The sequence below is a fragment of the Pseudomonas sp. FP2294 genome, from assembly GCF_030687625.1.
Classification (GTDB): domain Bacteria; phylum Pseudomonadota; class Gammaproteobacteria; order Pseudomonadales; family Pseudomonadaceae; genus Aquipseudomonas; species Aquipseudomonas shahriarae.
In genome coordinates, this window is sequence record NZ_CP117441.1 from 1733337 (window position 1) to 1757541 (window position 24205).

The 24205-nt window shown below is 61.8% G+C and carries 21 protein-coding genes, 4 tRNA genes and 1 pseudogene; 19 read left to right on the forward strand and 7 right to left on the reverse strand.

Features of this window, described 5'->3' with window-relative positions; all coding sequences use genetic code 11:
* Window positions 1–6 precede the first annotated feature (6 nt).
* The 10 genes from PSH73_RS07780 (at window position 7) to pyrF (ending at window position 8965) form a co-directional block, all read left to right on the forward strand.
* Window positions 7–1032, forward strand: coding sequence for an NAD(P)H-dependent glycerol-3-phosphate dehydrogenase (locus PSH73_RS07780; protein WP_120732278.1), 1026 nt, complete (start codon window positions 7–9; stop codon window positions 1030–1032).
* Between the two features lie 10 nt (window positions 1033–1042).
* On the forward strand, window positions 1043–1390 hold the full coding sequence (locus PSH73_RS07785) for a DUF4389 domain-containing protein (RefSeq protein ID WP_057438879.1): 348 nt from the start codon (window positions 1043–1045) through the stop codon (window positions 1388–1390).
* Window positions 1387–1836: a phosphohistidine phosphatase SixA gene (gene sixA, locus PSH73_RS07790; protein WP_057958998.1), complete on the forward strand. Its 450-nt coding sequence runs from the start codon at window positions 1387–1389 to the stop codon at window positions 1834–1836. Before PSH73_RS07785 ends, sixA begins: the two co-directional genes overlap by 4 nt.
* Window positions 1837–2076: 240 nt before the next feature.
* Window positions 2077–3744, forward strand: coding sequence for an AMP-binding protein (locus PSH73_RS07795; RefSeq protein ID WP_057958999.1), 1668 nt, complete (start codon window positions 2077–2079; stop codon window positions 3742–3744).
* A gap of 31 nt (window positions 3745–3775) precedes the next feature.
* Window positions 3776–4219: a hotdog fold thioesterase gene (locus tag PSH73_RS07800; protein WP_057438881.1), complete on the forward strand. Its 444-nt coding sequence runs from the start codon at window positions 3776–3778 to the stop codon at window positions 4217–4219.
* Between the two features lie 97 nt (window positions 4220–4316).
* The gene (locus tag PSH73_RS07805; RefSeq protein ID WP_057438882.1) at window positions 4317–5120 is read left to right on the forward strand and encodes an alpha/beta fold hydrolase; all 804 of its coding nucleotides are present in this window, start codon (window positions 4317–4319) and stop codon (window positions 5118–5120) included.
* Window positions 5117–5971 carry an alpha/beta hydrolase gene (locus tag PSH73_RS07810; protein ID WP_057438910.1) on the forward strand — a complete coding sequence of 285 codons (855 nt, stop codon included), beginning with the start codon at window positions 5117–5119 and terminating at the stop codon, window positions 5969–5971. The genes PSH73_RS07805 and PSH73_RS07810 overlap by 4 nt, the downstream gene beginning before the upstream one ends.
* Before the next feature lie 102 nt (window positions 5972–6073).
* Window positions 6074–6892 (forward strand): DUF4892 domain-containing protein, encoded by an 819-nt coding sequence (locus PSH73_RS07815; protein ID WP_057959001.1) that lies wholly within the window; start codon window positions 6074–6076, stop codon window positions 6890–6892.
* Window positions 6893–6964: 72 nt separating this feature from the next.
* On the forward strand, window positions 6965–8026 hold the full coding sequence (locus PSH73_RS07820; protein ID WP_057959002.1) for an AI-2E family transporter: 1062 nt from the start codon (window positions 6965–6967) through the stop codon (window positions 8024–8026).
* A gap of 240 nt (window positions 8027–8266) precedes the next feature.
* Window positions 8267–8965, forward strand: a complete 699-nt coding sequence (gene pyrF / locus PSH73_RS07825) for an orotidine-5'-phosphate decarboxylase (protein WP_057438885.1) — start codon at window positions 8267–8269, stop codon at window positions 8963–8965.
* Window positions 8966–9122: 157 nt separating this feature from the next.
* Here pyrF and PSH73_RS07830 read toward each other — a convergent pair whose 3' ends face one another.
* Window positions 9123–10130 (reverse strand): NADP-dependent oxidoreductase, encoded by a 1008-nt coding sequence (locus tag PSH73_RS07830; protein ID WP_120732282.1) that lies wholly within the window; start codon window positions 10128–10130, stop codon window positions 9123–9125.
* A gap of 226 nt (window positions 10131–10356) precedes the next feature.
* Between PSH73_RS07830 and PSH73_RS07835 the strand changes: the two genes are divergently transcribed.
* The 4 genes and pseudogenes from PSH73_RS07835 (at window position 10357) to PSH73_RS26985 (ending at window position 14804) form a co-directional block, all read left to right on the forward strand.
* Window positions 10357–11118, forward strand: a complete 762-nt coding sequence (locus PSH73_RS07835) for an SDR family oxidoreductase (protein WP_120732284.1) — start codon at window positions 10357–10359, stop codon at window positions 11116–11118.
* A gap of 206 nt (window positions 11119–11324) precedes the next feature.
* Entirely contained in the window at window positions 11325–12749 is a 1425-nt protein-coding gene (locus PSH73_RS07840) for a PLP-dependent aminotransferase family protein (RefSeq protein ID WP_120732285.1), read from the forward strand.
* 1074 nt (window positions 12750–13823) lie between these two features.
* Window positions 13824–14057, forward strand: a pseudogene (locus tag PSH73_RS26980) (HAMP domain-containing protein); the annotation flags it as partial.
* 42 nt (window positions 14058–14099) lie between these two features.
* Window positions 14100–14804 (forward strand): methyl-accepting chemotaxis protein, encoded by a 705-nt coding sequence (locus tag PSH73_RS26985; protein ID WP_370694601.1) that lies wholly within the window; start codon window positions 14100–14102, stop codon window positions 14802–14804.
* Between the two features lie 148 nt (window positions 14805–14952).
* Here PSH73_RS26985 and PSH73_RS07850 read toward each other — a convergent pair whose 3' ends face one another.
* On the reverse strand, window positions 14953–15765 hold the full coding sequence (locus tag PSH73_RS07850; protein ID WP_120732290.1) for an alpha/beta fold hydrolase: 813 nt from the start codon (window positions 15763–15765) through the stop codon (window positions 14953–14955).
* Between the two features lie 124 nt (window positions 15766–15889).
* Window positions 15890–16660, reverse strand: coding sequence for a hypothetical protein (locus PSH73_RS07855; protein WP_057438889.1), 771 nt, complete (start codon window positions 16658–16660; stop codon window positions 15890–15892).
* A 356-nt stretch (window positions 16661–17016) separates the two neighbouring features.
* On the opposite strand from PSH73_RS07855, the gene PSH73_RS07860 reads away from it, so the two are divergent.
* From PSH73_RS07860 to PSH73_RS07875, 4 genes are all read left to right on the forward strand, one after another.
* Window positions 17017–17092: transfer RNA gene (locus PSH73_RS07860), tRNA-Glu, on the forward strand.
* Window positions 17093–17094: 2 nt separating this feature from the next.
* A tRNA-Gly gene (locus tag PSH73_RS07865) sits at window positions 17095–17170 on the forward strand.
* A 105-nt stretch (window positions 17171–17275) separates the two neighbouring features.
* Window positions 17276–17351 (forward strand) — tRNA-Glu (locus tag PSH73_RS07870).
* A 3-nt stretch (window positions 17352–17354) separates the two neighbouring features.
* Window positions 17355–17430: transfer RNA gene (locus PSH73_RS07875), tRNA-Gly, on the forward strand.
* 102 nt (window positions 17431–17532) lie between these two features.
* Here PSH73_RS07875 and PSH73_RS07880 read toward each other — a convergent pair.
* Window positions 17533–19272 (reverse strand): dipeptidase, encoded by a 1740-nt coding sequence (locus PSH73_RS07880; protein WP_057959007.1) that lies wholly within the window; start codon window positions 19270–19272, stop codon window positions 17533–17535.
* 155 nt (window positions 19273–19427) lie between these two features.
* Window positions 19428–20054, reverse strand: coding sequence for a hypothetical protein (locus tag PSH73_RS07885; protein WP_057438890.1), 627 nt, complete (start codon window positions 20052–20054; stop codon window positions 19428–19430).
* A 90-nt stretch (window positions 20055–20144) separates the two neighbouring features.
* On the opposite strand from PSH73_RS07885, the gene PSH73_RS07890 reads away from it, so the two are divergent.
* Window positions 20145–21077 (forward strand): LysR family transcriptional regulator, encoded by a 933-nt coding sequence (locus tag PSH73_RS07890; RefSeq protein WP_186625498.1) that lies wholly within the window; start codon window positions 20145–20147, stop codon window positions 21075–21077.
* 160 nt (window positions 21078–21237) lie between these two features.
* Here PSH73_RS07890 and PSH73_RS07895 read toward each other — a convergent pair whose 3' ends face one another.
* Both PSH73_RS07895 and PSH73_RS07900 read right to left on the reverse strand, forming a co-directional pair.
* Window positions 21238–21645: a PA2817 family protein gene (locus tag PSH73_RS07895; protein ID WP_057438892.1), complete on the reverse strand. Its 408-nt coding sequence runs from the start codon at window positions 21643–21645 to the stop codon at window positions 21238–21240.
* Between the two features lie 76 nt (window positions 21646–21721).
* On the reverse strand, window positions 21722–24169 hold the full coding sequence (locus PSH73_RS07900; RefSeq protein WP_305462196.1) for an acyl-CoA dehydrogenase: 2448 nt from the start codon (window positions 24167–24169) through the stop codon (window positions 21722–21724).
* Between the last annotated feature and the right edge of the window lie 36 nt (window positions 24170–24205).

The window sequence follows — 24205 nt, forward strand, 5'->3', positions numbered from 1 at the left end:
TTGCATATGACTGAACAGCGCCCAATTGCGGTCCTGGGAGGCGGAAGTTTTGGTACCGCCGTGGCTAATCTGCTGGCCGAAAACGGCCATCAGGTGCGCCAGTGGATGCGCGATCCCGAACAGGCCGAGGCCATCCGGGTCAACCGCGAAAACCCCCGTTACCTCAAGGGCATCAAGATTCACGCTGCGGTCACGCCGGTCACGGACCTGCAGGCCACCCTGAATGACTGCGACCTGTGCTTCGTTGCGCTGCCCTCCAGTGCCCTGCGCTCGGTGCTGGCGCCCCACGCCGAGCGGCTGGCGGGCAAGATGCTGGTCAGCTTGACCAAAGGTATCGAGGCCCAGACCTTCAAGCTGATGAGCGAAATCCTCGAAGAAATCGCGCCCCAGGCGCGCATTGGTGTGCTCTCCGGGCCGAACCTGGCGCGGGAAGTGGCTGAACATGCCTTGACCGCGACGGTGGTCGCCAGTGAAGACGAGGCCCTGTGCGAACAGGTGCAGGCCGTGCTGCACGGCCGTACCTTCCGTGTCTATGCCAGTGCTGACCGCTTTGGCGTAGAACTGGGCGGCGCGTTGAAAAACGTCTACGCCATCATCGCCGGCATGGCGGTGGCCCTGGGCATGGGGGAAAACACCAAGAGCATGCTGATTACCCGCGCCCTGGCGGAAATGACCCGCTTTGCAGTCAACCAGGGCGCCAACCCCATGACCTTCCTTGGCCTGGCCGGGGTGGGCGACTTGATCGTCACCTGTTCGTCACCGAAAAGCCGCAACTATCAGGTCGGTTTCGCCCTGGGCCAGGGCCTGAGCCTGGAAGATGCCGTCACCCGCCTGGGTGAAGTGGCCGAAGGGGTCAATACTCTCAAAGTACTGAAGGCCAAGGCCCAGGAAACCGGGGTCTATATGCCGTTGGTCGCCGGCCTGCACGCGATCCTGTTCGAAGGGCGCACCTTGAACCAGGTCATCGAGTTGCTGATGCGTGCCGAGCCCAAGACTGATGTCGACTTTATTTCCACCAGTGGTTTCAACTGAGGAACCCGCGATGAACGATCCGAAAGCAGCACCCAAGTATGAATCCATTGCCCTGCGCATCCTGTGGATGCTGGTGTTTGCCCTGGTCTGGCAAGTAGCGCAGTTCATCCTCGGGGCGTTGGTGGTGGTGCAATTGATCTACCGCCTGATCTACGGCGCACCGAACCTGGGCCTGATGAACTTTGGCGACAGCCTCAGCCAGTTCCTCGCGCAGATTGGCCGTTTTGGCAGCTTCCACAGCGAGCAGAAACCCTGGCCCTTTGCCGATTGGCCAACCCCGCGTGCCCCGGAAGGCGAAGCCGCCCACAGCGTGCCGCCAGCCCCGCACCCGGTGCGCGATGAGGAGCCCAAGCTATGAAGCTGTGGGTGTTGCGTCACGGTGAAGCCGAGTCCCATGCACCCAGCGATGCCCAGCGCAACCTGACCGAGCGTGGCCGCGAAGAAGTGCTGCACAGCGCCGCGCACCTGATCGGCCAGCCCATCAGCGCGATCATCGCCAGCCCTTATGTGCGGGCGCAACAGACTGCCCAGTTGGTGCGCGAGGCGTTGGGGTTTGTGCCAGAAATCCGCACCGTGTCGTGGCTGACGCCGGACGGCAACCCCCTGCAAGTCCTGGAAAAACTCGACACCGATGACAATGTGCTGCTGGTCAGCCATCAGCCTTTGGTGGGCAATCTGATCAGCTTTTTGCAGCACGGGCACCAGCGCCAGCCGCAACCGATGCACACCGCCAGCCTGGCGGAGCTGGAAGGGGACTTCCCGCTGGCGGGGCTGATGAGCCTCAACAACGTGAAAAACCCCTGATTTTTAAGGCACAACACAATCAACTGTGGGAGCGGGCTTGCTCGCGAATGCGGTGCATCAGTCAATGAATGTATTGGCTGACACTCCGCATTCGCGAGTAAGCCCACCCCCACACAAGCCCTTTCCCACAGTTTGATTGCATTCTGCCTGCAAGCGACTTGCAGTGCTCCTGTGTGCATGGAATAGTCCACCAAGCAAGTGCTTGGTTGGCTACCATCGGAACACACAGGAGCGCGTCCCATGTCTGTCGCTTTTCGTTTGCCGCTGCAGGTCTTCTTTGAACGTGAGGCGCGCCATCCGCGCCAGCGCTTCCTGGTCCAGCCCACGGGTGGCGGCGAGGTGCAGACCCTCACCTGGGGCGAGGTCGGCCACCAGGCCCGTTGCGCCGCCCATTGGCTGCGGGCACGGGAGTTGCCCCAGGGCTCGCACATTGCCCTGATCTCGAAAAACTGCGCGCACTGGATTATCGCCGACCTGGCGATCTGGATGGCCGGGCATGTCTCGGTGCCGCTGTACCCCAACCTCACCGCCGACTCCGTGGCCCACGTGCTGGAGCACTCCGAGGCGGCGTTGGTGTTTATCGGCAAGCTCGACGACTGGCCGGCCATGGCCCCAGGCATCAAGGCCGGGCTTGCGACCATCAGCCTGCCGCTGTGCCCCGAGGGCCCGTTCGACTTCACTTGGGCCGACCTGCAGGCCTGCTCACCGATCCAGGATGACCCGGCGCCGGCTGCCACGGACCTGGCCACCATCATCTACACCTCCGGCACTACCGGCCTGCCCAAAGGCGTGATGCACACCTTCGGCGCCCTGGCGTTTGCGGCAACCCGAGGCACCGAGCTGTTCGGCCTGGGGGAGGGCGACCGGCTGCTGTCCTACCTGCCGCTGTGCCATGTGGCCGAGCGCATGTTTGTCGAGATGGCTGCGATCTACACCGGGCAAACGGTGTTTTTTGCCGAAAGCCTCGACACCTTCCTCACCGACCTGCAACGCGCCCGGCCCACGGCCTTGTTCGGCGTGCCGCGCATCTGGACCAAGTTCCAGATGGGGGTGTACGGCAAAATCCCGGAAAAACGCCTGGAGCTGCTATTGCGTCTGCCATTTATCGGCAAGCGCGTCGGGCGCAAGGTGCTCGCCGGGCTTGGCCTGGACGCGGTGCGGGTGGCCCTGTCCGGCGCGGCGCCGGTGCCCGAGGCGTTGCTGCGCTGGTACCTGCGCCTGGGCCTGGATGTGCTGGAGGTGTATGGCATGACCGAAAGCTGTGGTTATTCCCATGTCTGTCGCCCCGGCCAGCAGAAGATTGGCTGGATCGGCCTGCCGTGCCCGGACGTGGAGGTGCGCATTGACCCGGCCGGTGAAGTCCAGGTGCGCAGCGGCGCGACCATGCTCGGTTACTTCAAGGACCCGCAGAAGACTGCCGAGACCCTCACCGAAGACGGCTTCCTGCGTACCGGCGACAAGGGCGAGCAGGATGCCGAAGGCCGCCTGCGCCTGACCGGGCGGCTCAAGGAGATCTTCAAGACCAGCAAGGGCAAGTACGTCGCCCCGGCCCCCATCGAAAACCGCCTGGCGGAGCACGGGCGCATTGAGCAGGTGTGTGTGGTGGGTGATGGCCTGAGCGCGCCGATGGGTTTGTGCGTGCTGTCTGCAGTGGGCCAGCAGGAGGCCGCCGGCGAGGCCCGGCAATCTTTGCATGGCAGCCTGGAGCGCCTGCTGGAAGAGGTCAACCAGGTGCTGGATAAACATGAGCGCTTGCGTCAACTGGTGGTGGTGAAAGACAGTTGGGCCGTGGAAAACGGCTTTCTGACACCGACCCTGAAGATCAAGCGCAACGTGATCGAGTCAACCTACGGCCCACAGTTCCAGGCCTGGAGCGCACGTTCCGAGGCAGTGCTGTGGCAGGATTGAGCACCCAAATAAAATCAACAAGGACACTGCAATGAGCCTGTGGCGCACCCTCCCCAATATCGAACAACTCAATGCCATCCAGAAAAACACCATTGGTGAAGTGCTGGATATCCGTTTCGAGACCTTCGACGACCAGTCCCTGACCGCCAGCATGGTGATCGACCACCGCACCCATCAACCCTATGGCCTGCTGCACGGTGGGGCCTCGGTGGTGTTGGCCGAAACGGTTGGCTCCATGGCCAGCTACCTGTGTATCGACGCCAGCAAGTTCTATTGCGTGGGCCTGGAAATCAACGCCAACCACCTGCGCGGCCTGCGTTCCGGGCGGGTGACGGCGGTGGCCCGGGCGATCCACATCGGGCGCACCACCCATGTCTGGGACATCCGCCTGACCAGTGACGAGGGCAAGGCCAGTTGTGTGTCGCGTCTGACCATGGCCGTGGTGCCCCTGGGCGAGAACCCGCCGGCGCGATAGGTGTGGCGTGAGTGTCATCATTCCTGGCAGTTACAGTCATTGCTGTAGCGGCCAGGCGTGAGGACAATCGAATTCTGTTTTGGATGATGGGTTGGTTATGTCGCAACATGTGTTTTTCACTCATGCCAATGGCTTTCCTTCGGCGACCTACGGCAAATTGTTCGATGCCCTGGCCCCGGAGTACGCGGTGGCGCACCTGTCGCAGCACGGCCACGACCCGCGGTTTCCGGTGGATGACAATTGGCAGAACCTGGTGGACGAACTGATCCACCACCTGGAGCAGCAACCGGAGCCGGTGTGGGGCGTCGGCCACTCATTGGGCGGGGTGCTGCATTTGCACGCGGCCCTGCGTTGCCCGCAGTTGTATCGCGGGGTGGTGATGCTCGACTCGCCGGTGCTGACCCTGGCCGACCGCTGGGTGATCCGCGCGGCCAAGCGTTTTGGCCTGATCGACCGCCTGACCCCGGCTGGCCGCACCCTGGGCCGGCGCGAAGAGTTCAGCGACCTGGACGCCGCGCGTCAGTATTTTTCCGGCAAGACACTGTTTCGCGGGTTTGACCCGGACTGCCTGGAGGCCTACCTGCAACATGGTCTGCACCAGGTCGGCGATCGCCTGCGCCTGCGGTTCGACCCGGCCACGGAAATCAGCATTTATCGGGGCGTGCCACACACCAGCCCCGGCCAGACCCGCCAATTGAAAGTGCCACTGGCCGTAGTACGCGGCCGGCAGAGCCGGGTGGTGATGCGCCATCACGCCAGCGGCGTCGCACGCCTACCCATGGGCGAGATGCTGACCATGCCCGGCGGCCACATGTTTCCCCTGGAGCGGCCGCAGGACACGGCGACCCTGATCAAGAACCTGTTTACCCGTTGGGAAGCCCGCGAGCGCAGTTGCGCATGACCACGCCTGTCGAAGAAGTGCGCCTGAGCCTGCCGCACATTGAGCTGGCGGCCCATCTGTTCGGCCCGGAAGACGGCCTGCCGGTGATCGCCCTGCATGGCTGGCTGGACAACGCCAACAGCTTTGCGCGCCTGGCGCCCAAGCTGCAGGGTTTGCGCATTGTCGCCCTGGACATGGCCGGTCACGGCCACTCGGCCCACCGCCCGGCTGGGGCGGGGTACGCCTTGTGGGATTACGTGTTTGATGTGCTGCAAGTGGCCGAACAGCTGGGCTGGAAACGTTTTGCATTACTTGGTCACTCCCTGGGGGCAGTCGTTTCCACGGTGCTGGCCGGGGCCATGCCGGAGCGCGTGACGCACTTGGCATTGATCGACGGCGTGATCCCTCCGACCGCCACCGGCGAGGACCCCGCCGAGCGCCTGGGCATGGCCCTGCAGGCGCAAATCAACCTGCAGGACAAACGCAAACCGGTGTACGGCACCCTCGACCGGGCGGTGGAAGCGCGAATGAAAGGCGTGGTGGCCGTCAGCCGTGAAGCCGCGGAACTCCTGGCCCAGCGCGGCTTGATGCCAGTGCCGGGCGGCTACACCTGGCGCAGTGACAGCCGCCTGACCCTGGCCTCGCCAATACGCCTGACGGAAGAACAGGCCATGGCCTTCGTGCGTCGAGTGGCGTGCCCTGCACAGTTGGTGGTCGCGCAAGAAGGCATGCTGGCCAAACATCCCGAGCTGCTTGCGCAGGTGCCGTTCACTGTCACCACCCTTGCAGGTGGCCATCATTTGCACCTGAATGACGAGTCGGGAGCGGTTCTTGTTGCAGACTGTTTCAATCGGTTCTTCACCGCGCCTTGACTTGGCGGGGGCAACTGTCGAGGCTGGGCGGATTGAAAGGGAGTCAACCATGAACAATCCGAATACCGCGAAGGCATCCACCGGCCAAGGCGCACCGATCCGATGAGTAGTGCCAAGGGAATTATCCGTGTGCTTGGGCTGTGCTGCATCAGCCCGTTGGTCTTCGCTGCTGATCTACCGGGAAGCCAGGATCTGCCCAGCGTGGCCCGTCAGGTGGATGCGCAGATTGTCGACTACCGTCCCACCGAAGAAAAAGAACGCATCTACCCCATGGGCGCGATCCGCAAGATCAGTGGCAAGTTGCGCTACGACGGTCAGGCCACGGCCCGTGGCCAAGTAACCGCCATCACCTATGAACTGCCTGCCGAGCACAGTTCCAGCACGGCCTTCAAAGCCACGCGCGAGGCGTTGCAAGAACAGGGCGCGCAGTTGTTGTTCTGGTGCCAGGCCCGTGATTGTGGCGAAAGCAGCCTCTGGGCCAATGAAGTGTTGGGCAATGCCAAGCTGGTCGGCGCCGATGGCCAGCAGGAATTCCTCTTGCTGCGCCTGGCCGCCCCTCAGGACAACTCTCTGGTGGCGCTGTACGGCATCACCCGCGGCAATCGCCGGGCTTACCTGCATGTTGAGCAAATGGACGCCAGCGCGCCATTGGGGCAATTGCTGCCGACCTCTGCCACACTGCTGCGCGAACTGAAAAGCACCGGCGACCTGGATTTCCCTTTGCTGGGGGCTGAGCCCGACGCAACATGGTTGACCCTGATTTCCCGTGGATTGAACCTCGACACCACCTTGCGGGTCAGTTTGAGCGGACCCAACGCTGAAGCCTGGCGCCAGGGCCTGATCGACAAGGGCGTGCGTGCGGCGCGCCTGGAAACCGCTACTGGCGAGACCCAGGGCCTGCATCTGCAAGTGATCCGCTGATCGTTCCAGGGCGAACGGACCCGCGCCGTTCGCCTAAGCTCTCCCTCAACAGACTTCTTTTCGAGAAAGCACATGCTCAACAATGATCGCCTGCTGGTGCAGATCCTGCTCCTGGTGCTGTTTGGTGCCAGTTTCTGGGTGATGGCGCCGTTCTGGTCGGCGCTGTTCTGGGGCGCGGTGCTGGCGTTTGCCAGCTGGCCGCTGATGCGCCTGTTGACCCGCGCCCTGGGCGGCCGCGAGTCCCTGGCAGCGGGGATCCTGACCTTGGGCTGGATGTTGCTGGTGGCAGTGCCACTGGTGTGGTTGGGCTTCAACCTGGCCGACCATGTGCGCGATGCTGTGGCGCTGATCAAGGACCTCCAGGTCGACGGCCTGCCCGAAGCACCTAGCTGGCTGGGCTCGATCCCGTTTGTGGGAGAGCGGCTGGTGGCCATGTGGGACAGTATCGACCAGCAGGGCGCGGCTTTGATGGTCACGATCAAGCCCTACCTGGGGCAGGTCGGCAACTGGCTGCTGGCCCGCAGCGCGCAGATCGGCGGCGGCATCCTCGAACTGACCCTCAGCCTGGTGTTTGTATTCTTTTTCTACCGCGACGGGCCACGCCTGGCGATGTTCGTTCACCGGCTGCTGGAGCGTTTGATCGGTGATCGCGCCGGCTACTACATCGACCTGGTGGCCGGTACGGTGCAACGGGTGGTCAACGGCGTGATCGGCACCGCCGCCGCCCAGGCATTGCTGGCACTGATCGGCTTCCTGATTGCCGGCGTGCCCGGGGCACTGGTGCTGGGCATCGTCACCTTCCTGCTCAGCCTGATCCCCATGGGCCCGCCCCTGGTCTGGATCCCGGCCACGGCCTGGTTGGTATGGAAGGGCGATTACACCTACGCGGTGTTCCTCGGCGTCTGGGGCACATTCATCATCAGTGGCGTAGACAACGTGCTCAAGCCCTACCTGATCAGCCGCGGCGGTAACCTGCCACTGGTGATCGTGTTGCTGGGGGTATTTGGTGGCTTGATCGCGTTTGGCTTTATCGGCTTGTTTATCGGGCCGACCTTGTTGGCGGTGGCGTATAGCCTGTTGACGGATTGGAGCGCGACTCAGGCGCAGGTTCGTCGCGAGGACAAGGTGAGCTGATCCTTTGCAGGAGCCGGCAATGGCTAGGTCCCGGGTAGTCACGTTTTTGCCGTCACCTGCGGGCGAGGCTACTGTCGGGGCATGTTGCAGGCGTGTCGTGAATGTATCTACTTTGAAATATTAGTCGGTTCTCCCAGAAAAATAGGCGCTTGCCGAGGATTTACCGATCATCGGATCCCGCAAAGCCGCTGCTTGCGCTACAATCCGCGCCGATTTCGACTTGCCTGAGAGCCCATTCCAATGTCCGTCTGCCAGACTCCTATCATCGTCGCCCTGGATTACCCCACCCGTGACGCCGCACTGAAGCTGGCTGACCAGTTGGACCCCAAGCTCTGCCGGGTCAAGGTCGGCAAGGAGCTGTTCACCAGTTGTGCCGCAGAAATCGTCGGCACCCTGCGTGACAAGGGTTTTGAGGTGTTCCTCGACCTGAAATTCCACGATATCCCTAACACCACCGCGATGGCGGTCAAGGCCGCGGCCGAGATGGGCGTGTGGATGGTCAACGTCCACTGTTCCGGCGGCCTGCGCATGATGGCCGCGTGCCGTGAGGTGCTGGATCAGCGCAGCGGTCCCAAGCCGTTGCTGATCGGTGTGACCGTGCTGACCAGCATGGAGCGTGAGGACCTGGCCGGTATTGGCCTGGATATCGAGCCCCAGGAGCAAGTACTGCGTCTGGCGGCCCTGGCGCAGAAAGCCGGCCTCGATGGCCTGGTGTGTTCGGCGCTGGAGGCCCAGGCGTTGAAGACTGCCCATCCTACGCTGCAACTGGTGACCCCGGGGATTCGTCCGGCGGGCAGCGCCCAGGACGATCAGCGGCGGATTCTTACGCCGCGCCAGGCGCTGGATGCGGGTTCTGATTACTTGGTGATCGGTCGTCCGATCAGCCAGGCGGCCGATCCGGCCAAGGCCCTGGCGGCGGTGGTTGCCGAAATCGCCTGATGCCTTTGCGCTAAAAATCTGGGAGCTGGCTTGCCAGCGATGCAGGCACTTCGGTTTTTCAGTCAGTCCGAGGTGATGCTATCGCAGGCAAGCCAGCTCCCACAGTTGCTTACGGTGTGCCGCTTGGCACTCGATCCCACAAGGGCGCTGTGGGGTGTCAGTTGACCTTCAGCACCAACTTGCCAAAGTTCTCGCCGTTGAACAGCTTCATCAGCGTTTCAGGGAACGTCTCCAGTCCCGCGACAATATCTTCCTTGCTCTTGAGCTTGCCTTGCGCCATCCAACCGGCCATTTCCTGCCCGGCGGCGGCAAAGTTCGCCGCATGGTCCATCACCACAAACCCTTCCATGCGCGCCCGATTGACCAGCAGTGACAAGTAGTTGGCCGGCCCCTTCACGGCTTCCTTGTTGTTGTACTGGCTGATGGCCCCGCAGATCACCACCCGCGCCTTCAACGCGAGGCGGCTGAGCACGGCGTCGAGGATATCGCCGCCGACGTTATCGAAATACACGTCCACGCCTTTTGGGCATTCGCGCTTGAGGGCCGCCGGCACGTCTTCGTGTTTGTAGTCGATGGCCGCGTCGAACCCCAGTTCATCCAGCAAAAACTTGCACTTGTCGGCGCCGCCAGCAATCCCTACCACGCGGCAGCCTTTGATCTTGGCGATCTGCCCGGCAATGCTGCCCACCGCCCCGGCGGCGCCGGAAATCACTACGGTATCGCCGGCCTTGGGCGCGCCGGTGTCGAGCAGGGCAAAGTAGGCGGTCATGCCGGTCATGCCCAGCGCCGACAGATAGCGCGGCAGCGGCGCCAGTTTCGGATCGACCTTATAGAAACCGCGCGGCTCGCCGAGGAAGTAATCCTGTACACCCAGGGCGCCATTCACGTAGTCCCCGACCGCGAATTTCGGCGTGTTCGAGGCGATGACCTGGCCTACGCCCAAGGCGCGCATGACTTCGCCGATGGCAACCGGCGGGATGTAGGACTTGCCTTCATTCATCCAGCCACGCATGGCCGGGTCGAGGGACAGGTATTCGTTGCGCACCAGCACCTGGCCGTCCGCCAGGTTGCCCACCGGCACTTCCTGGTAGGTGAAGGTGTCCCGCGTGGCCGCACCGACCGGGCGTTTGGCAAGCAGGAATTGGCGGTTGGTCTGGGCAGTCATGGCAAGGACTCTGGATAAATGAACCTCAAGTGATAGACCTTCCAGGCGCCAGGAGCAAGGTCGGCCGATACCTGCGAATGCCCGGCGATAGGCTGGCTTGATAGTGGGCCCGGCAGGCTTATCACTGCCGTGCATGGGCGCTCAACCGGCCCTCTGATAGTGCTGACGCGTGGCGCCAGGCCCTGGCTATGCTGGGCCCACGGGCATTCATCCAAGGATATAAGCAATGAGCATGACGTTTTCCGGCCAGGTCGCCCTGGTCACCGGCGCTGCCAACGGTATCGGCCGCGCCACGGCGCTGGCATTCGCCAACGAAGGCTTGAAGGTCGTGGTCGCCGACCTGGATGTGGCGGGCGGTGAGGGCACCGTCGCGTTGATCCGCGAGGCGGGCGGCGAGGCGTTGTTCGTGCGCTGCAACGTCACCCTGGAGGCGGATGTGCAGCAACTGATGCAGCAAGTGCTGAACAGCTATGGTCGCCTGGACTATGCGTTCAACAATGCCGGCATCGAGATTGAACAGGGCAAGTTGGCCGATGGCACCCTGGATGAGTTCGACGCCATCATGGGGGTCAACGTCAAGGGCGTGTGGTTGTGCATGAAGTATCAGTTGCCGTTGCTGCTGGCCCAGGGCGGTGGGGCGATCGTCAATACCGCGTCGGTGGCGGGGTTGGGGGCTGCGCCGAAGATGAGTATTTATGCGGCGTCCAAGCATGCGGTGATTGGCCTGACTAAGTCGGCAGCCATCGAGTACGCGAAAAAGAAAATCCGCGTCAACGCCGTGTGCCCGGCGGTGATCGACACCGACATGTTCCGTCGTGCCTATGAAGCCGACCCGCGCAAGGCCGAGTTTGCCGCCGCCATGCACCCGGTCGGGCGCATTGGCACGGTCGGGGAAATCGCCAGCGCGGTGCTGTATCTGTGCAGCGATGGCGCGGCGTTCACCACTGGCCAGGCATTGGCCGTGGATGGCGGTGCGACGGCTATTTAGGGCGGGTCGTCGTGCACCACTGAGAAAGTGATTTCCAGTGCTGTGGGGCGTTTCCGCAGGTGGCAAAATGCCCTGGGTTATTGTGTTTCAATAGGTAAATAATCCAATAAAATCAATGATTTAATAAATTTATGAACAGGGTGATCCTGGCCTTCTGTGCTTAACTGTTTTGAGTTAAATGCCAAACAGTTGAAGGGGGGTGGCTCATGGATTTAGGGATCAATCGACAAGCCCTTGTACCGGTGGTTCAGCAAATTGTCAGCGCCATTGCCGCATGGATTCGGGAGAGCGGGGTCAGCCCCGGAACGCGCCTGCCTTCCATCCGGCAACTGGCCCAGGACAACCTGCTCAGTCAATCCAGTGTGATCGAGGCGCTGGAGCGCATGGTGGCCGAAGGGGTCTTGGCCTCAAGGGCCGGTTCGGGGTTTGTTATCGCCGAGCAACCGGTGGCCAGTAGCCCATTGGCGGAGTGCCAGTGGTATGAGGGGGCAGAGCGCAGGTGGGGGACCTTTACCGATAACCAGTTGGGAGAATTGAAGCTGGGGTGCGGCTGGCTGCCGGACTCCTGGCGTGAAAGTGATGACATCAGCTATGCGATTCGCGAAATCAGCCGTACCGATACCGCTGGGGTTTTCAATTACAGCACGCCCCTGGGGTTGCCAGCGCTACGTGAGCAATTGCACAAGCGCCTGACACAGATCCAGGTGGCCAGCACTGCCGAGCAGATCCTCACCACCCACGGCGCGAGCCATGCCCAGGACCTGCTGATCCGCACCTTGCTCAAGGCCGGCGACACGGTGGTGGTCGAGAGCCCTGGCTACGGCAACCTGTATCGTCAGTTGGCTTTCCACGGTGTCATGTTGCTGGAGGTGCCCAGAACCCGCAGCGGCCCGGATATCCAGGCCCTGGAAACGCTGCTGGCCCGCCACCGCCCCAAGTGCCTGTTCATCAACAGCCTCTACCACAACCCGACGGGCACCAGCCTGTCGCGGGTGGTCGCCGAGCGTCTGTTGCACCTGGCCCACACTCGGGACTTCCTGATTGTCGAGGAGGATGTCTACGGCGACCTGCAACATGCTTCCTGTACCCGTCTGGCGGCGTTGGCCCATGATGATCGGGTGATCTATGTCTCGAGCTTTTCCAAGACCCTGAGCAGCGCCCTGCGGGTTGGCTATCTCACCGCCAGCACGGCCCTCATCAGCCAATTGCTCAAGCTCAAGACCTTGACCGGTATGGGCACCTCACGCTTTGCCGAAGCGATGGTGGCCAGTCTCCTGACCAACGGTACCTACCGCAAATGGGTACAGCGCCTGCGCCGACGGCTGAGCGCGGAGATGGCGAAGACCTTGCAGGTGCTGGAGGATGAAGAGTGGGAGGTCTTTGCGGTGCCCGCAGGTGGCATGTTTGTGTGGGCGCGCCCGGGTTCAGGGGATGGCTCAAGGGTGCACGCAAGGGCCCGACAGCTTGGGGTCTTGCTGTCTTCCGGCGAGTTGTTCAGCCCGACCGGCGAGCACGCTGAATGGCTGCGGATCAATGTGGCCTATGCTTGCGATCATCGGGCCCTGGCATTGTTCAAAGCCATGGGCCCCACAGGATCGACCTCCACCATTCTGAAAACGACGGGGATGTAGCTTTTTGCCATTATTGTGGCGCCAACGTCTTGTGTTGCAGGGCCCGGGATTGCGAATCTCGTTGCATGGATACCGGGCTTGCTGGCGTTCGCCACCCCAAGAGGACTTTGCGCAATGATTTCGGCCGTGCAACGACGATTTGCCAACCTTGGGCTGGCCAGGAAGCTGGGGCTGGGGTTTGCCCTGGTATTGCTGTTGACGGCCCTGGTGGCGGCGATTGGCGTGTGGTCCCTGCAAACCGTTGGTCAGCGTTTTGTGGGGCTCAAGGGCATGTCTTCGCTCAATGAGGGGCTGCTGAATGTGCGTTTGATTGAGCAGGAGTATGCATTGCGCAGCGATGCCGACTCGGTCGAGGTCCTGCACCAACGGGTGGATAGCCTGGTGGCCGAAGCCCAGGCGCTCAACATGAGCGAGGTCGAGCAGGCGCTGGGCGCCTATCGCAAGGCATTTGACGAATTTGTCGAGCTGACCCAGGCCAAGGACCTGGCGCTGGAAATGGCCAGTTGGTCGGTGTCCAGTGTCGCCAACAACCTTGATGTTTTGCAGGCCGGCCTGGCCGACGATGGGGCCTATAACCTCAAGGAAAGCCAAGGCAAAGAGGGCGCCGAGTTTATCGAGCAGGCCGGGCAGGTGGGGCAGGTTTCGCGCCTCATGTTGCAGGCCATGAACGAAGCCCATGTGCGCCTGGATCAGAGCCGCAAGGGCGACGCGGACAGTGCCGGGCAAGGCCACATCGAGCAGGCCGATCAGGCCCTGGCCCAGGCCGGGCAACTGCAGGCCCTGGTCAAGGATCCTGGCTATCAGACCGTGCTCAATGAAGTGGTCGGGCATATCGGAGCCTTCAGCGAAAAACTCACCGAATACACCGGCCTGCTGGCCCAGGAAAAAATCGTCTACCAACAGTTGCATGAGCGGGCCGCGCAAGTGGTGGCGCAGGTCAATCAGGCCTATGCCGCGCAGGACCAGTCGATGCAGGCGCAGTTGGCCAAGAGCAGCTTGCTGATCATTGTGTCATCGGCCCTGGCCTTATTGGTCGGGGTGATTGCCGCGTGGCTGATTACCCGGCTGATCGTGATGCCGCTGCGCAGCGTGATTGCCGTGGCCCGGCAGATTGCGGCCGGGGATCTCAGCGGGCGCATGGAGGTGAGCCGACAGGACGAGATGGGCCAGTTGATGCAGGCGATGCAGCAGATGGGCGGGGGCCTGAGCAATATGGTCAGCGGGCTGCAGGCGGGGATTGAACAATTGGCCAGCTCGGCCCAGTCATTGTCCAGGGGGGCCGAGCAGACCAATCTCGAAGTCAGTAGCCAGAAAGAAGAAACCGAGCAAGTCGCCACTGCCATGAACCAGATGGCCGCCACGGTGCACGATGTGGCACGCAATGCCGAGCAGGCCGCGCAAGCGGCGCAGACCGCCGACGACAAGGTCGACACTGGCCAGCAGGTGGTACGCCAGAGCCTGCAGCGCATCGAGCTGCTGGCCAGTTCGGCGACCTCTGCCAGCACCAGCATCGAAAGCCTGAGCGCCGAAATCCAGAATATCGGTAGCGTGTTGGAGGTGATCAAAAGTGTTGCCGAGCAGACCAACCTGCTGGCGCTCAACGCCGCCATCGAGGCGGCACGCGCCGGCGAGCAAGGGCGCGGCTTTGCGGTGGTCGCCGATGAGGTGCGCGCCCTGGCCAGGCGCACCCAGCAATCGACGGAGGAAATCGAACGTCTGGTCAGCACCTTGCGCAGCGCGGCGCAGTCTTCAGTGCGGGATATCCAGCACAGCGGCGAGCTGGTGAAGCTGGCTGTCAGCGATGCCCTGGAAACCGAAAGTGCGTTGGGCAGCATTGCCGCGGCGGTGTCGCTGATCCAGCAGATGAACCAGCAGATCGCGGCCGCGGCCGAGCAGCAGAGCTCGGTGGCCGAAGAAATCAACCGCAGCGTCACCAGTATCCGCGCCAGCGCCGATCAATCGGCGCTGAGCATGCAGGGTAATGCGGCATCGAGTATCGAGTTGGCGCAACTGGGGGCGGAACTCAAGGGGATGGTGGGGCATTTCCGGCTGTGATCATATTCAGGGCCGGAACGAGTTCCCTGGGGGAGCTGACACCCTGAGGTGTACTCACGGGCGCCATCGCGGGCGAGCCCGCTCCCACAGGGGGAGTGTAGCTGCGCGCCTCGGCATCTCATCTACATTGGAGATACTCAAGGTGTGATCAGGCGTGATTGGCCAAAAAGGTCAGCAGTGCCTCATTGACGAAATCAGGATTTTCCCGGCTGGAGATATGCCCTGCGTCCGGGATCAATACCAGATCGCAGCCGATCAGATCGGCCATTTCCTGCGCTTCTGCGGGTGGGCGCGGCTGGTCCTCGTTGCCACACATCACCAGAGTCGTATCAGCATTCAGGCGGGATAAGCCTTCCAGCGCATCCCCACGACCGAAAATCAGGCGACCCAGGGGCACGATGCTTTGCAGCAGGCGATCCTTGGGGAAGTCGCGCAGGGACTGGCGGAAGTCCTGATACAGCGCAGAGTCGTGGTCGATGCCGGGGCGGAAGAAGATCGGCACGATGATATCCAGCAGGGCATCTGGAATAGCACCCGCGGCCTCGATTGCGCCGAGCAGTGCGAAATACTGTTCGCGGGTGGCCTCAGGCTCTGCGCCCAGATAGGTATCCATCAATACCAGGCTGTTGACCCGCTCGGGCGCCAGCAACGCCAGCGGCGCACCCCACATGCCGCCGACGGACAAACCCACCAGGTTGACCTGGGCAATCTCCAGATGGTCCAGCAAGGCCAGGGCCTGGCGTGCCAGGTCGTCCAGGGTGCGGGTCTGTGCCGGTAGCGGGCCAGACTCACCGTGACCCCACAGCTCTGGCACGATCACTCGGTACTGTTGCGACAGGGCGGCGATCTGCGGTGCCCACATGTGCTGGTCCCACAGGTAGCTCTGGCCGAGCAGGACAGCAGGGCCCGCGCCCTGGTCCACGTAGTGCAGGGGCTGACCATCAATGATGACACTTGGCATGAAGGCCTCTTTCGTTTACGGAATGAAGTGCACTTTTGTACGCGAGTTATTGCAGCGAGGGGTAGAGGCAGGATGATGGCTCCGGGTGCAAAGCATGCACCCGGCGAATCAAGGCAGGAGAGGATCAGTCGTAGATGACTTTCTTTTTCCACTCGGCATCAGCGTCATCGGCTTTCAAGCCTGCGGTCAGCTCATTGGTCTCTTCGGCGGTTTGCTGGCTGTTGGTCAGCACCATGGAGTTGGCACGCGCCAATTGTTTTTCCAGCAGTTGCAGGTGCTGGCTGTAGGTGGCCGGTTCAGGCTGCTTGCGCAGGTATTGCACGCCGCGCTCGAACGCCAGGCGCGCCTGGCCGGGCTGCGCCTGTTGCAGCGCGTGTTGGCCAAGATTGTTGAAGAACTCGATGTGCAGCAGCACCAGCAGGTGACGGATTTCGCGGATCCAGTGCTTGGCCTCGTTGGTGGGCAAAAAGCCGTCCTGGGCGGCGCGGGTGACCTGGCCGTGCAGGGCTTCGAGCAGGAAGCGTACATCCTTGGCCTTGGCTTCGGTCTGGATCGGCCCTGGAGGGTTGTTCACCGGGATCGACTCGCCCTGGCCCACCAGTGCTTCCAACTCGGCAATACGGGCCTTGATGGTGCTGCTGGATTTGTTGAGGTGGAGCATGCGTTGGTTGACGTTCAGTTCCAGGCGGGTCAGCAGCAGCTTGAGCTGCGGCGTCATCAGTTGGCCGGGGAACGTCTCGGTGATCTCGCCACAGCGGCGCAGCCGATCATTGAGCTCAATCTGGGCCCGGGCTTTTTCCAGTTTGTTGTTTTCCACCACGTGGTTCATGTAGCCAATGGCGATCAGTATTACGATCCCGGCTATTACCAGCAGGGTGATCATGAGTGGTGTCACCGGTGTGACCTCTTTGTAGGATGTGCGTTGAAGTGTAGTGATTGGCGCTTGCGGCGGATAGGACTCTTCGACGAGATGAGTCAGTGCTTTCATCTGTATATGTAGTAACTCTGAATAGATGCACATTGCCACCATTCGCGGGTCAGGACTATAACGTCTTGTCGGGCGCCAGAATATAGGCGCCAAAGCCTGGACGGCGAGAAACTCCGACAGTGGCGGTAAAGCGGGGCGAAGTCATTGATTTAAATAAATTTATCCTTGGGGGTTGACGACCTTTCAATCCATCCATAGAATGCGCGCCACTTACAGCGTAAAGCACACAGCGAAACGCGGTAGGGAGTGAATGTTGTACGTGTGTCCCCTTCGTCTAGTGGCCTAGGACACCGCCCTTTCACGGCGGTAACAGGGGTTCGAGTCCCCTAGGGGACGCCATTGCGGGAATAGCTCAGTTGGTAGAGCACGACCTTGCCAAGGTCGGGGTCGCGAGTTCGAGTCTCGTTTCCCGCTCCATTTTTAAACAGTGTGGCTTTCGGGCGGCACTGAGTGAAACCAGGACCAAGTCTTCGGACAAGGCCTCTGGGCACTGGAATACACACCATGTGTTTCAGTTAGCGTGTCCCCTTCGTCTAGTGGCCTAGGACACCGCCCTTTCACGGCGGTAACAGGGGTTCGAGTCCCCTAGGGGACGCCATTTGCGGGAATAGCTCAGTTGGTAGAGCACGACCTTGCCAAGGTCGGGGTCGCGAGTTCGAGTCTCGTTTCCCGCTCCATATTCAACAAAAACGCCGCTCAGTGATGAGCGGCGTTTTTGTTTGTCTGCAATTCAAGCCTGCGCAAATGGACCCGCCGCACAAGCGGGTCCAGGTGCTGGGTCAGAGTTTCGGCAACTGCCCGATACGGCCCATCATTTCCGTCACGATCTGCAGGTCCAGCAGGAACTGCTCGGTGGTCTTGAACTCGTTGTCGGTGTGCCCGGTGTATTTGACCTCGGGGCGGGCCAGGCCGAATTGCACGCCATTGGGCAGGTCATGCACCGAGGTTGCGCCAGCCGAAGTCCCGTACTCAGGCTTCATGCCCAGGTTTTCCGTGGCCACGGCCAGCAGCGCCTTGACCCATTCACCCTCGGGGTTACGGTACATCGGCGCGGCGACCGAGTAATCGAAGGCTGGCGCAATATGGGTCTTTTGGCTCCAGGCGCTCAGCTTGTCAGCGATCTCTTTCTTGAGCGTTTCTGGGGATTTACCTTTTGGCACCCGCAGGTTGACCGCCAGCTTGAAGGCTTTTTCGTCCATGCCGACAAAGGTCGGCGAGGTGGTCAGTGGCCCCATGAACGTATCGGCAAAGCCCACGCCCAATTTGCCGCCCAGGTAATCCAGGCCCCAGTTATCGGCGGCATAGCGGGCAGCGTCAGTAATCTCGTTGTGTTTGAACGCAACCTTGCCGTCCAGGCTGTTGATAAAGACCAGCATCCGCGCCACCGGGTTGATGCCCGATTCGGGTTCGGAAGAGTGCGCCGATACCCCGGTGACGGTCAGCTTGACGTCTTTGTCGACGACCTTGGCATCTACAGTGAAATCGCCACCATTGGCCTTGGCGAATGCACTCCCGGCCTGTTGCAGGCTGGCAGCCAGTTCGGCGGGGCTGTCGCTACGCAACGTGGCCACCGAGGCCGAAGGAATCTGGTTGGTCGCCAGGCCGCCGGTCATGGCAATGATTTCGGCGCCTTTGCCGTCGGCTTTGCGCTTGGCAAAGGTGGCCATGACCGTGCCATAACCCTTTTCGGCGATGACGACCGGGTAGCCGCCGTCCAGCGCGAGGTTGTAGTTGGGCGTCGGGTTGTGTTCGAAGTAGTAGGGAATGGCGTCGCCGGTGGTTTCTTCGGTGGTGTCCACCAGCAGCTTGAAGTTGCGTGCCAGGGGCAGGTTTTCTTCCTTGATCACTTTCATCGCATACAGCGTCACCACGATGCCGTTCTTGTCATCCTCGGTGCCGCGGCCGTACATGCGGTCGCCAATCAGCGTGACCTTGAACGGGTCGAGGCGGGTGCCATCGGCCAGTACCCAGTTTTCCGGGGTCACCGGCACCACGTCGGCGTGGGCGTGGATGCCCACAACTTCGTCGCCGGCACCTTCCAGGGAAATTTCGTAGACGCGGTTGTCGATATTGCGGAACTTCAGGTTGAACGCCTGGGCCAGGCTCTTGATCTTGTCGGCGATCTTGATGAATTCAGGGTTGTCGTGCTGGGCTACGCCTTCTACCTGGAAGGTCGGTATGGCCACCAGCTCGCGCAGGGTCTCGGTAGCCGCCGCGCCGTATTTCACCCGGGCGTAGAGGCCCAGCAGGCGATGAATTTCGTTTTGCTGTTCGGCGGACAGGCGTTTGTTATCGAGAAAAGCACTGATTGCCGGGCCCAAGTCGGCGGTTTTGCCCAGTTCACTTTTGGCCAGGCTGCCGAGGAAGGTGCGGAAGTCCTTGATCGAGGCGTCATTGAACGTCTTGAGGATGGTCGCGCTCTGTTGCGGGGTGATATTGGCGAACGCTGGTGCGGTAACGGCGGACAGGCTGGCGACCATCAGGGTGGCGGCGGCCAGGTGCTTGAGGGAGAAGTCCATTGCTGGGGGCATTCCTTTGCAGGTGGTGAGTAGGAGGTTTCCGATTTTTATGTCGGAAACATTTTCACACACTAGCATCACCCACAAGCTCCAGGGGAGCCCCTTGCGCGGTGATGTCCTATCTCAATAATAAAACGCCGCCTGCCATCAATCTGTCAGTCGAGGCTGTAGCGCACCGACAACGTGCCCTTCTTCTCCGACAGGCCGAGGATCGTGACCTGGCCGACTTGGGCGAGGGCCTGTACGTGAGTGCCGCCGCAGGCGTAGGGCGGCAGATCACCAAAACCTACTTCCCGGGAGCCGCTTTGCAGCGTCATTTGGCGCGGTAAATCTGCGGCGATCCATTGGTTGACCTGTTGTTGCAGGGCATCGGCCTCCATGTTCTGGGCGAATTCCCCACGGATAAAACTGATCTTGCCTTCGCCTGGCCAGTGGTGGGCCTTGATCGGCATCCAGCCCAGGGTCTCACCGGCGTTGCCAATCAGATGCCCTGCCGAATGCAGGCGTGTATGCAGGGCGCGGCGCTCGCCGTCGACCCGCGCTTGCTGGAGCCCGAGTGCGACGGGCTGGTCCACGTAGTGCACGATGCGCTCGGCTTCCTGCACCACTTTCAACACGTTGCTGTCTCCCAGCCACCCCGTATCAAAAGGCTGGCCGCCACCCTGGGGGTGGAAAATGGTGGAGTGCAGCACCACCGCAAACTGCTGCTCAAACGGCGTGCACTCCAGCACATCAACATCGGCAACCAGGTGGTCATGGGTAAAAAACAGGCGCTGGGTCATCGTCTACATCCGCATCAGGGTTCTAAACAGCAGTATAAGTAGTGCGCCAATGGGTGATAATCCGCTGAAATCTCAATGGACTTGTGCGTCATGAGCATCAATCTTCCTTTGCCGCTGCTGGGCGAAATGGCGATTTTCGTCAAGGTGGTGGAAACCGGCAGCTTCTCCGAGGCGGCGCGCCAACTGGGGGCGTCGCCATCGGCGGTGAGTCGCAGCATCTCGCGCCTGGAACAGGCCCTGGCCACGCGGCTGCTGCAGCGCACCACACGCAAATTGCGCTTGAGCGAAGGTGGCGAAGAGGTTTTCAAACGCTGCCAGGAAATGGTCAGCGCGGCGCGCTCGGTGATGGAAATCAGCGGCCAGTACACCCACGAAGCCGAAGGACTGGTGCGGGTCAGTGTGCCCAAGGCGGTCGGGCGGTTTGTGGTGCATCCGCATATGCCAGAGTTCTTGCGGCGTTATCCCAAGGTCGATGTGCAGTTGATCCTCGAAGATCGGCAGGTGGATTTGATTGATGACAATGTCGACCTGAGCATCCGCATCACCGATAGCCCGCCACCGGGGTTGGTAGGGCGCCAGTTATTACCGATTGAGCATTTGTTGTGTGCCACGCCGCAGTATCTGGCTGCCCACGGTACGCCGCTGCATCCCCATGATTTGCTGGGGCACAGTTGCATCTACCTGGGCGAAACGCCGGGGGATGCGCGCTGGAAATTCCGCCAGGCGGGCAAAACAGTGACGGTGGGGGTACGCGGGCGGTATGCGGCCAATCACACGGGGGTGCGGCTGGATGCGGTGTTGCAGGATGTAGGGATTGGCAGCTTGCCGTACTTCACCGCGCGGCATGCCTTGGAGGAGGGGCGGTTGGTGCAGGTCCTGGCGCAATGGGATTTCATTGCCTCGTACCATGGGGATGCCTGGTTGCTGCATTCGCCCACACGCTACCTGCCGCCGAAATTGCGGGTGTTTATTGATTATCTGGTGGAGTGCATGGCTAAGGAGCCTACATTGCATCGGCGGTAGGCGCGCGATCGAGAATGTGGAGCAGGTTAGTGTGGGAGCGGGCTTGCCCGCGATGGCTGAGTGTCAGTCGATACATTGGTTGACTGATACACCGCTATCGCGGGCAAGCCCGCTCCCACACAAGCCCGCTCCCACATTTGGATCTTTGGTGCTTTTGAGATCAGTGCTTGGGCTGGTCGTTGGACATGGCCAGCAATTGCTTTTCCTGGTTCCAGTCGAACGGTTCGTCGTTCTGTTCGGCTTCGAAACGACGTTCTTCCAGGGCCTGGTACAGGTCCAGTTCATCGTCGGGCATGAAGTGCAGGCAGTCACCGCCGAAGAACCACAACAGGTCGCGCGGTACCAGATGGGCAATCTGCGGGTAGCGCAGGATGACCTGGCTCATCATGTCCTGGCCCAGGTATTGGCTTTCGATCGGGTCGATGGGCAGCAGGGCCCGCAGTTCATCAAAGCGTTCCAGGAACAGCGCGTGACTTTCCTCGGGAACCTGTTCGGCTTCGCCGACGGCAACCAGGATGCTGCGCAGGTGGTCGAGCAAGACGAGATGATCGGCAACGACGTTGGACACGAGAGTAAGTCCTCAAAAGCAAAAACGGGCGCGAGAGTATATAGCCCTCGCGCCCGTTTTTATATGACGGTTGGTCTCAGCGGACTCTGCCGGGCGCCTGGGCCAGCTCCTCTTTGCTGAAGTCATCCACGTCGATCACCTTGCGCCGCGCCGCTTCCGCGTCGCGCAGGGTTTGCGCTTCAGCCGGTTGCAGCACGCCAGCTTCCAGTGCGGCGTCGATGGCATGTTCCCCTGCGCGCGGCTTGACCTGGCCACTTTTGAGGGCGCTGTGGAGTTTCTTTTGCAGCGGGTGGCTGGCACCCAGTAGGTCATAGGCGTGTTGCAACGCGCCGACCGGATCTTCCGCCGATTGCGGGCGATAGCAGCCAGCCAGCAGTTCTTCCAGGGTCGGGTCGCCCTTGGCTCGGCCAATCACTGCGGCGACTTCAGCGTCCAGTGCATCGGACGGGCCTTTATGGCGACGCCCGAATGGGAACACGATGACCCGCATCAGGCAGCCCAGCACTTTGTTGGGGAAGTTGCTAAGTAACTCATCCAGCGCGCGTTCCGATTGGCCAAGGCTTTCTTCCATGGCCCAGGCAAACAGCGGCTCCAGATGATCCGGGGAGTCGAGGTCGTGGTAGCGCTTGAGCGCCGCCGAGGCCAGGTACATATGGCTGAGTACATCCCCCAGCCGTGCCGACAGGCGTTCACGACGCTTCAGCTCACCACCCAGCAGCATCATGCTCAGGTCTGCCAGCAGGGCGAACGCGGCGGCCTGGCGGTTGAGGGCGCGGAAGTAACCCTGGCTCAAGCGGTTGCCCGGGGCTTTTTCGAAGTGGCCCAGGCCCAGGTTCAACACCAGGGTGCTGGCGGCGTTGCTCACCGCAAAACCGATATGTTGCAGCAACAGCCCATCGAACTCCTTGAGTGCCTGGTCGCGATCTTCACGACCGGCGAGGGCCATTTCCTTGAGGACGAATGGATGGCAGCGAATCGCCCCCTGGCCGAAGATCATCAGGTTGCGCGAAAGGATATTCGCCCCTTCCACGGTGATGAAGATCGGCGCCCCCTGCCAGCTGCGGCCCAGGTAGTTGTTGGGGCCCATGATGATGCCCTTGCCGCCGTGCACGTCCATGGCGTGGCTGATGCACTCGCGGCCGCGCTCGGTCAGGTGGTACTTGAGGATCGCCGAGAGCACCGAAGGTTTTTCCCCCAGGTCGACCGCATTGGCGGTGAGCATCCGCGCACTGTCCATCAACCAGGCATTCCCGCCGATACGGGCCAGGGCTTCCTGGATGCCCTCGAAGGCGGACAGCGGTACGTTGAACTGCTCGCGCACCTGGGCGTACTGGCCGGTCACCAGGCTGGTGAACTTGGCTGCACCGGTGCCCACCGCCGGCAGGGAGATCGAACGGCCGACCGACAGGCAGTTCATCAGCATCATCCAGCCCTTGCCGAGCATTTCCTGGCCACCGATCAGGAAGTCCAGGGGAATGAACACATCCTTGCCGGAGTTGGGGCCGTTCATGAATGCCGCGCCGAGGGGCAGATGACGGCGCCCGATTTCCACGCCGGGGGTGTCGGTGGGGATCAGCGCCAGGCTGATGCCCAGGTCTTCTTCCTCGCCCAGCAGATGGTCCGGGTCATAGGCCTTGAAGGCCAGGCCCAGCAGGGTCGCGACCGGGCCCAGGGTGATATAGCGTTTTTCCCAGTTCAGGCGCAGGCCAAGGGTTTCCTTGCCTTGCCATTCGCCCTTGCAGATCACCCCGGTGTCGGGCATCGCGCCGGCATCGGAGCCGGCCAGCGGGCCGGTCAGGGCAAAGCACGGGATGTCATCGCCACGGGCCAGGCGCGGCAGGTAGTGGTTGCGTTGCTCGTCGGTACCGTAGTGCAACAGCAGCTCGGCCGGGCCCAGGGAGTTGGGGACCATGACGGTGGAGGCGAGGTCGCCGCTGCGGGTCGCCAGTTTCATTGCCACCTGGGAGTGGGCGTAGGCGGAAAAGCCCTTGCCACCGAACTCCTTGGGGATGATCAGGGCGAAGAAACCGTGTTGCTTGATATGGTCCCAGGCCGCTGCCGGCAGGTCCATGGCCTGGCCGATTTCCCAATCGGTGACCATCGCGCACAGCTCCTCGGTGGGGCCGTCGATAAAAGCCTGTTCCTCTTCGGTCAACTGCACCTTGGGGTAGGCCAGCAGCTTGTCCCAGTCGGGACGGCCGCTGAACAGTTCGCCGTCCCACCACACGGTCCCGGCGTCGATGGCATCGCGCTCGGTCTCGGACATCGGCGGCAATACTTTCTGGAACCAGTTGAACAGCGGTGCGGTGAAATACTGGCGACGCAGGTCGGGCAGCAGCAGGGGGGCGGCGACTATCGCGAGCAGCACCCAGAACACCAGCAGCAACCAGCCCGGTGCATAGCTGAAGGCGCCCATCGCCAACAGGTAGACGGCGACCACGCCCAGGGCGGGCAGGGGCGCGGTACGACGGTGTGCCAGGTAGGCAATGCCGAGCACCAGAACCAGTATCCACAACAACAGCATATTCAATCCTCCGTGAAACCAGGGGCAGAAGCACCC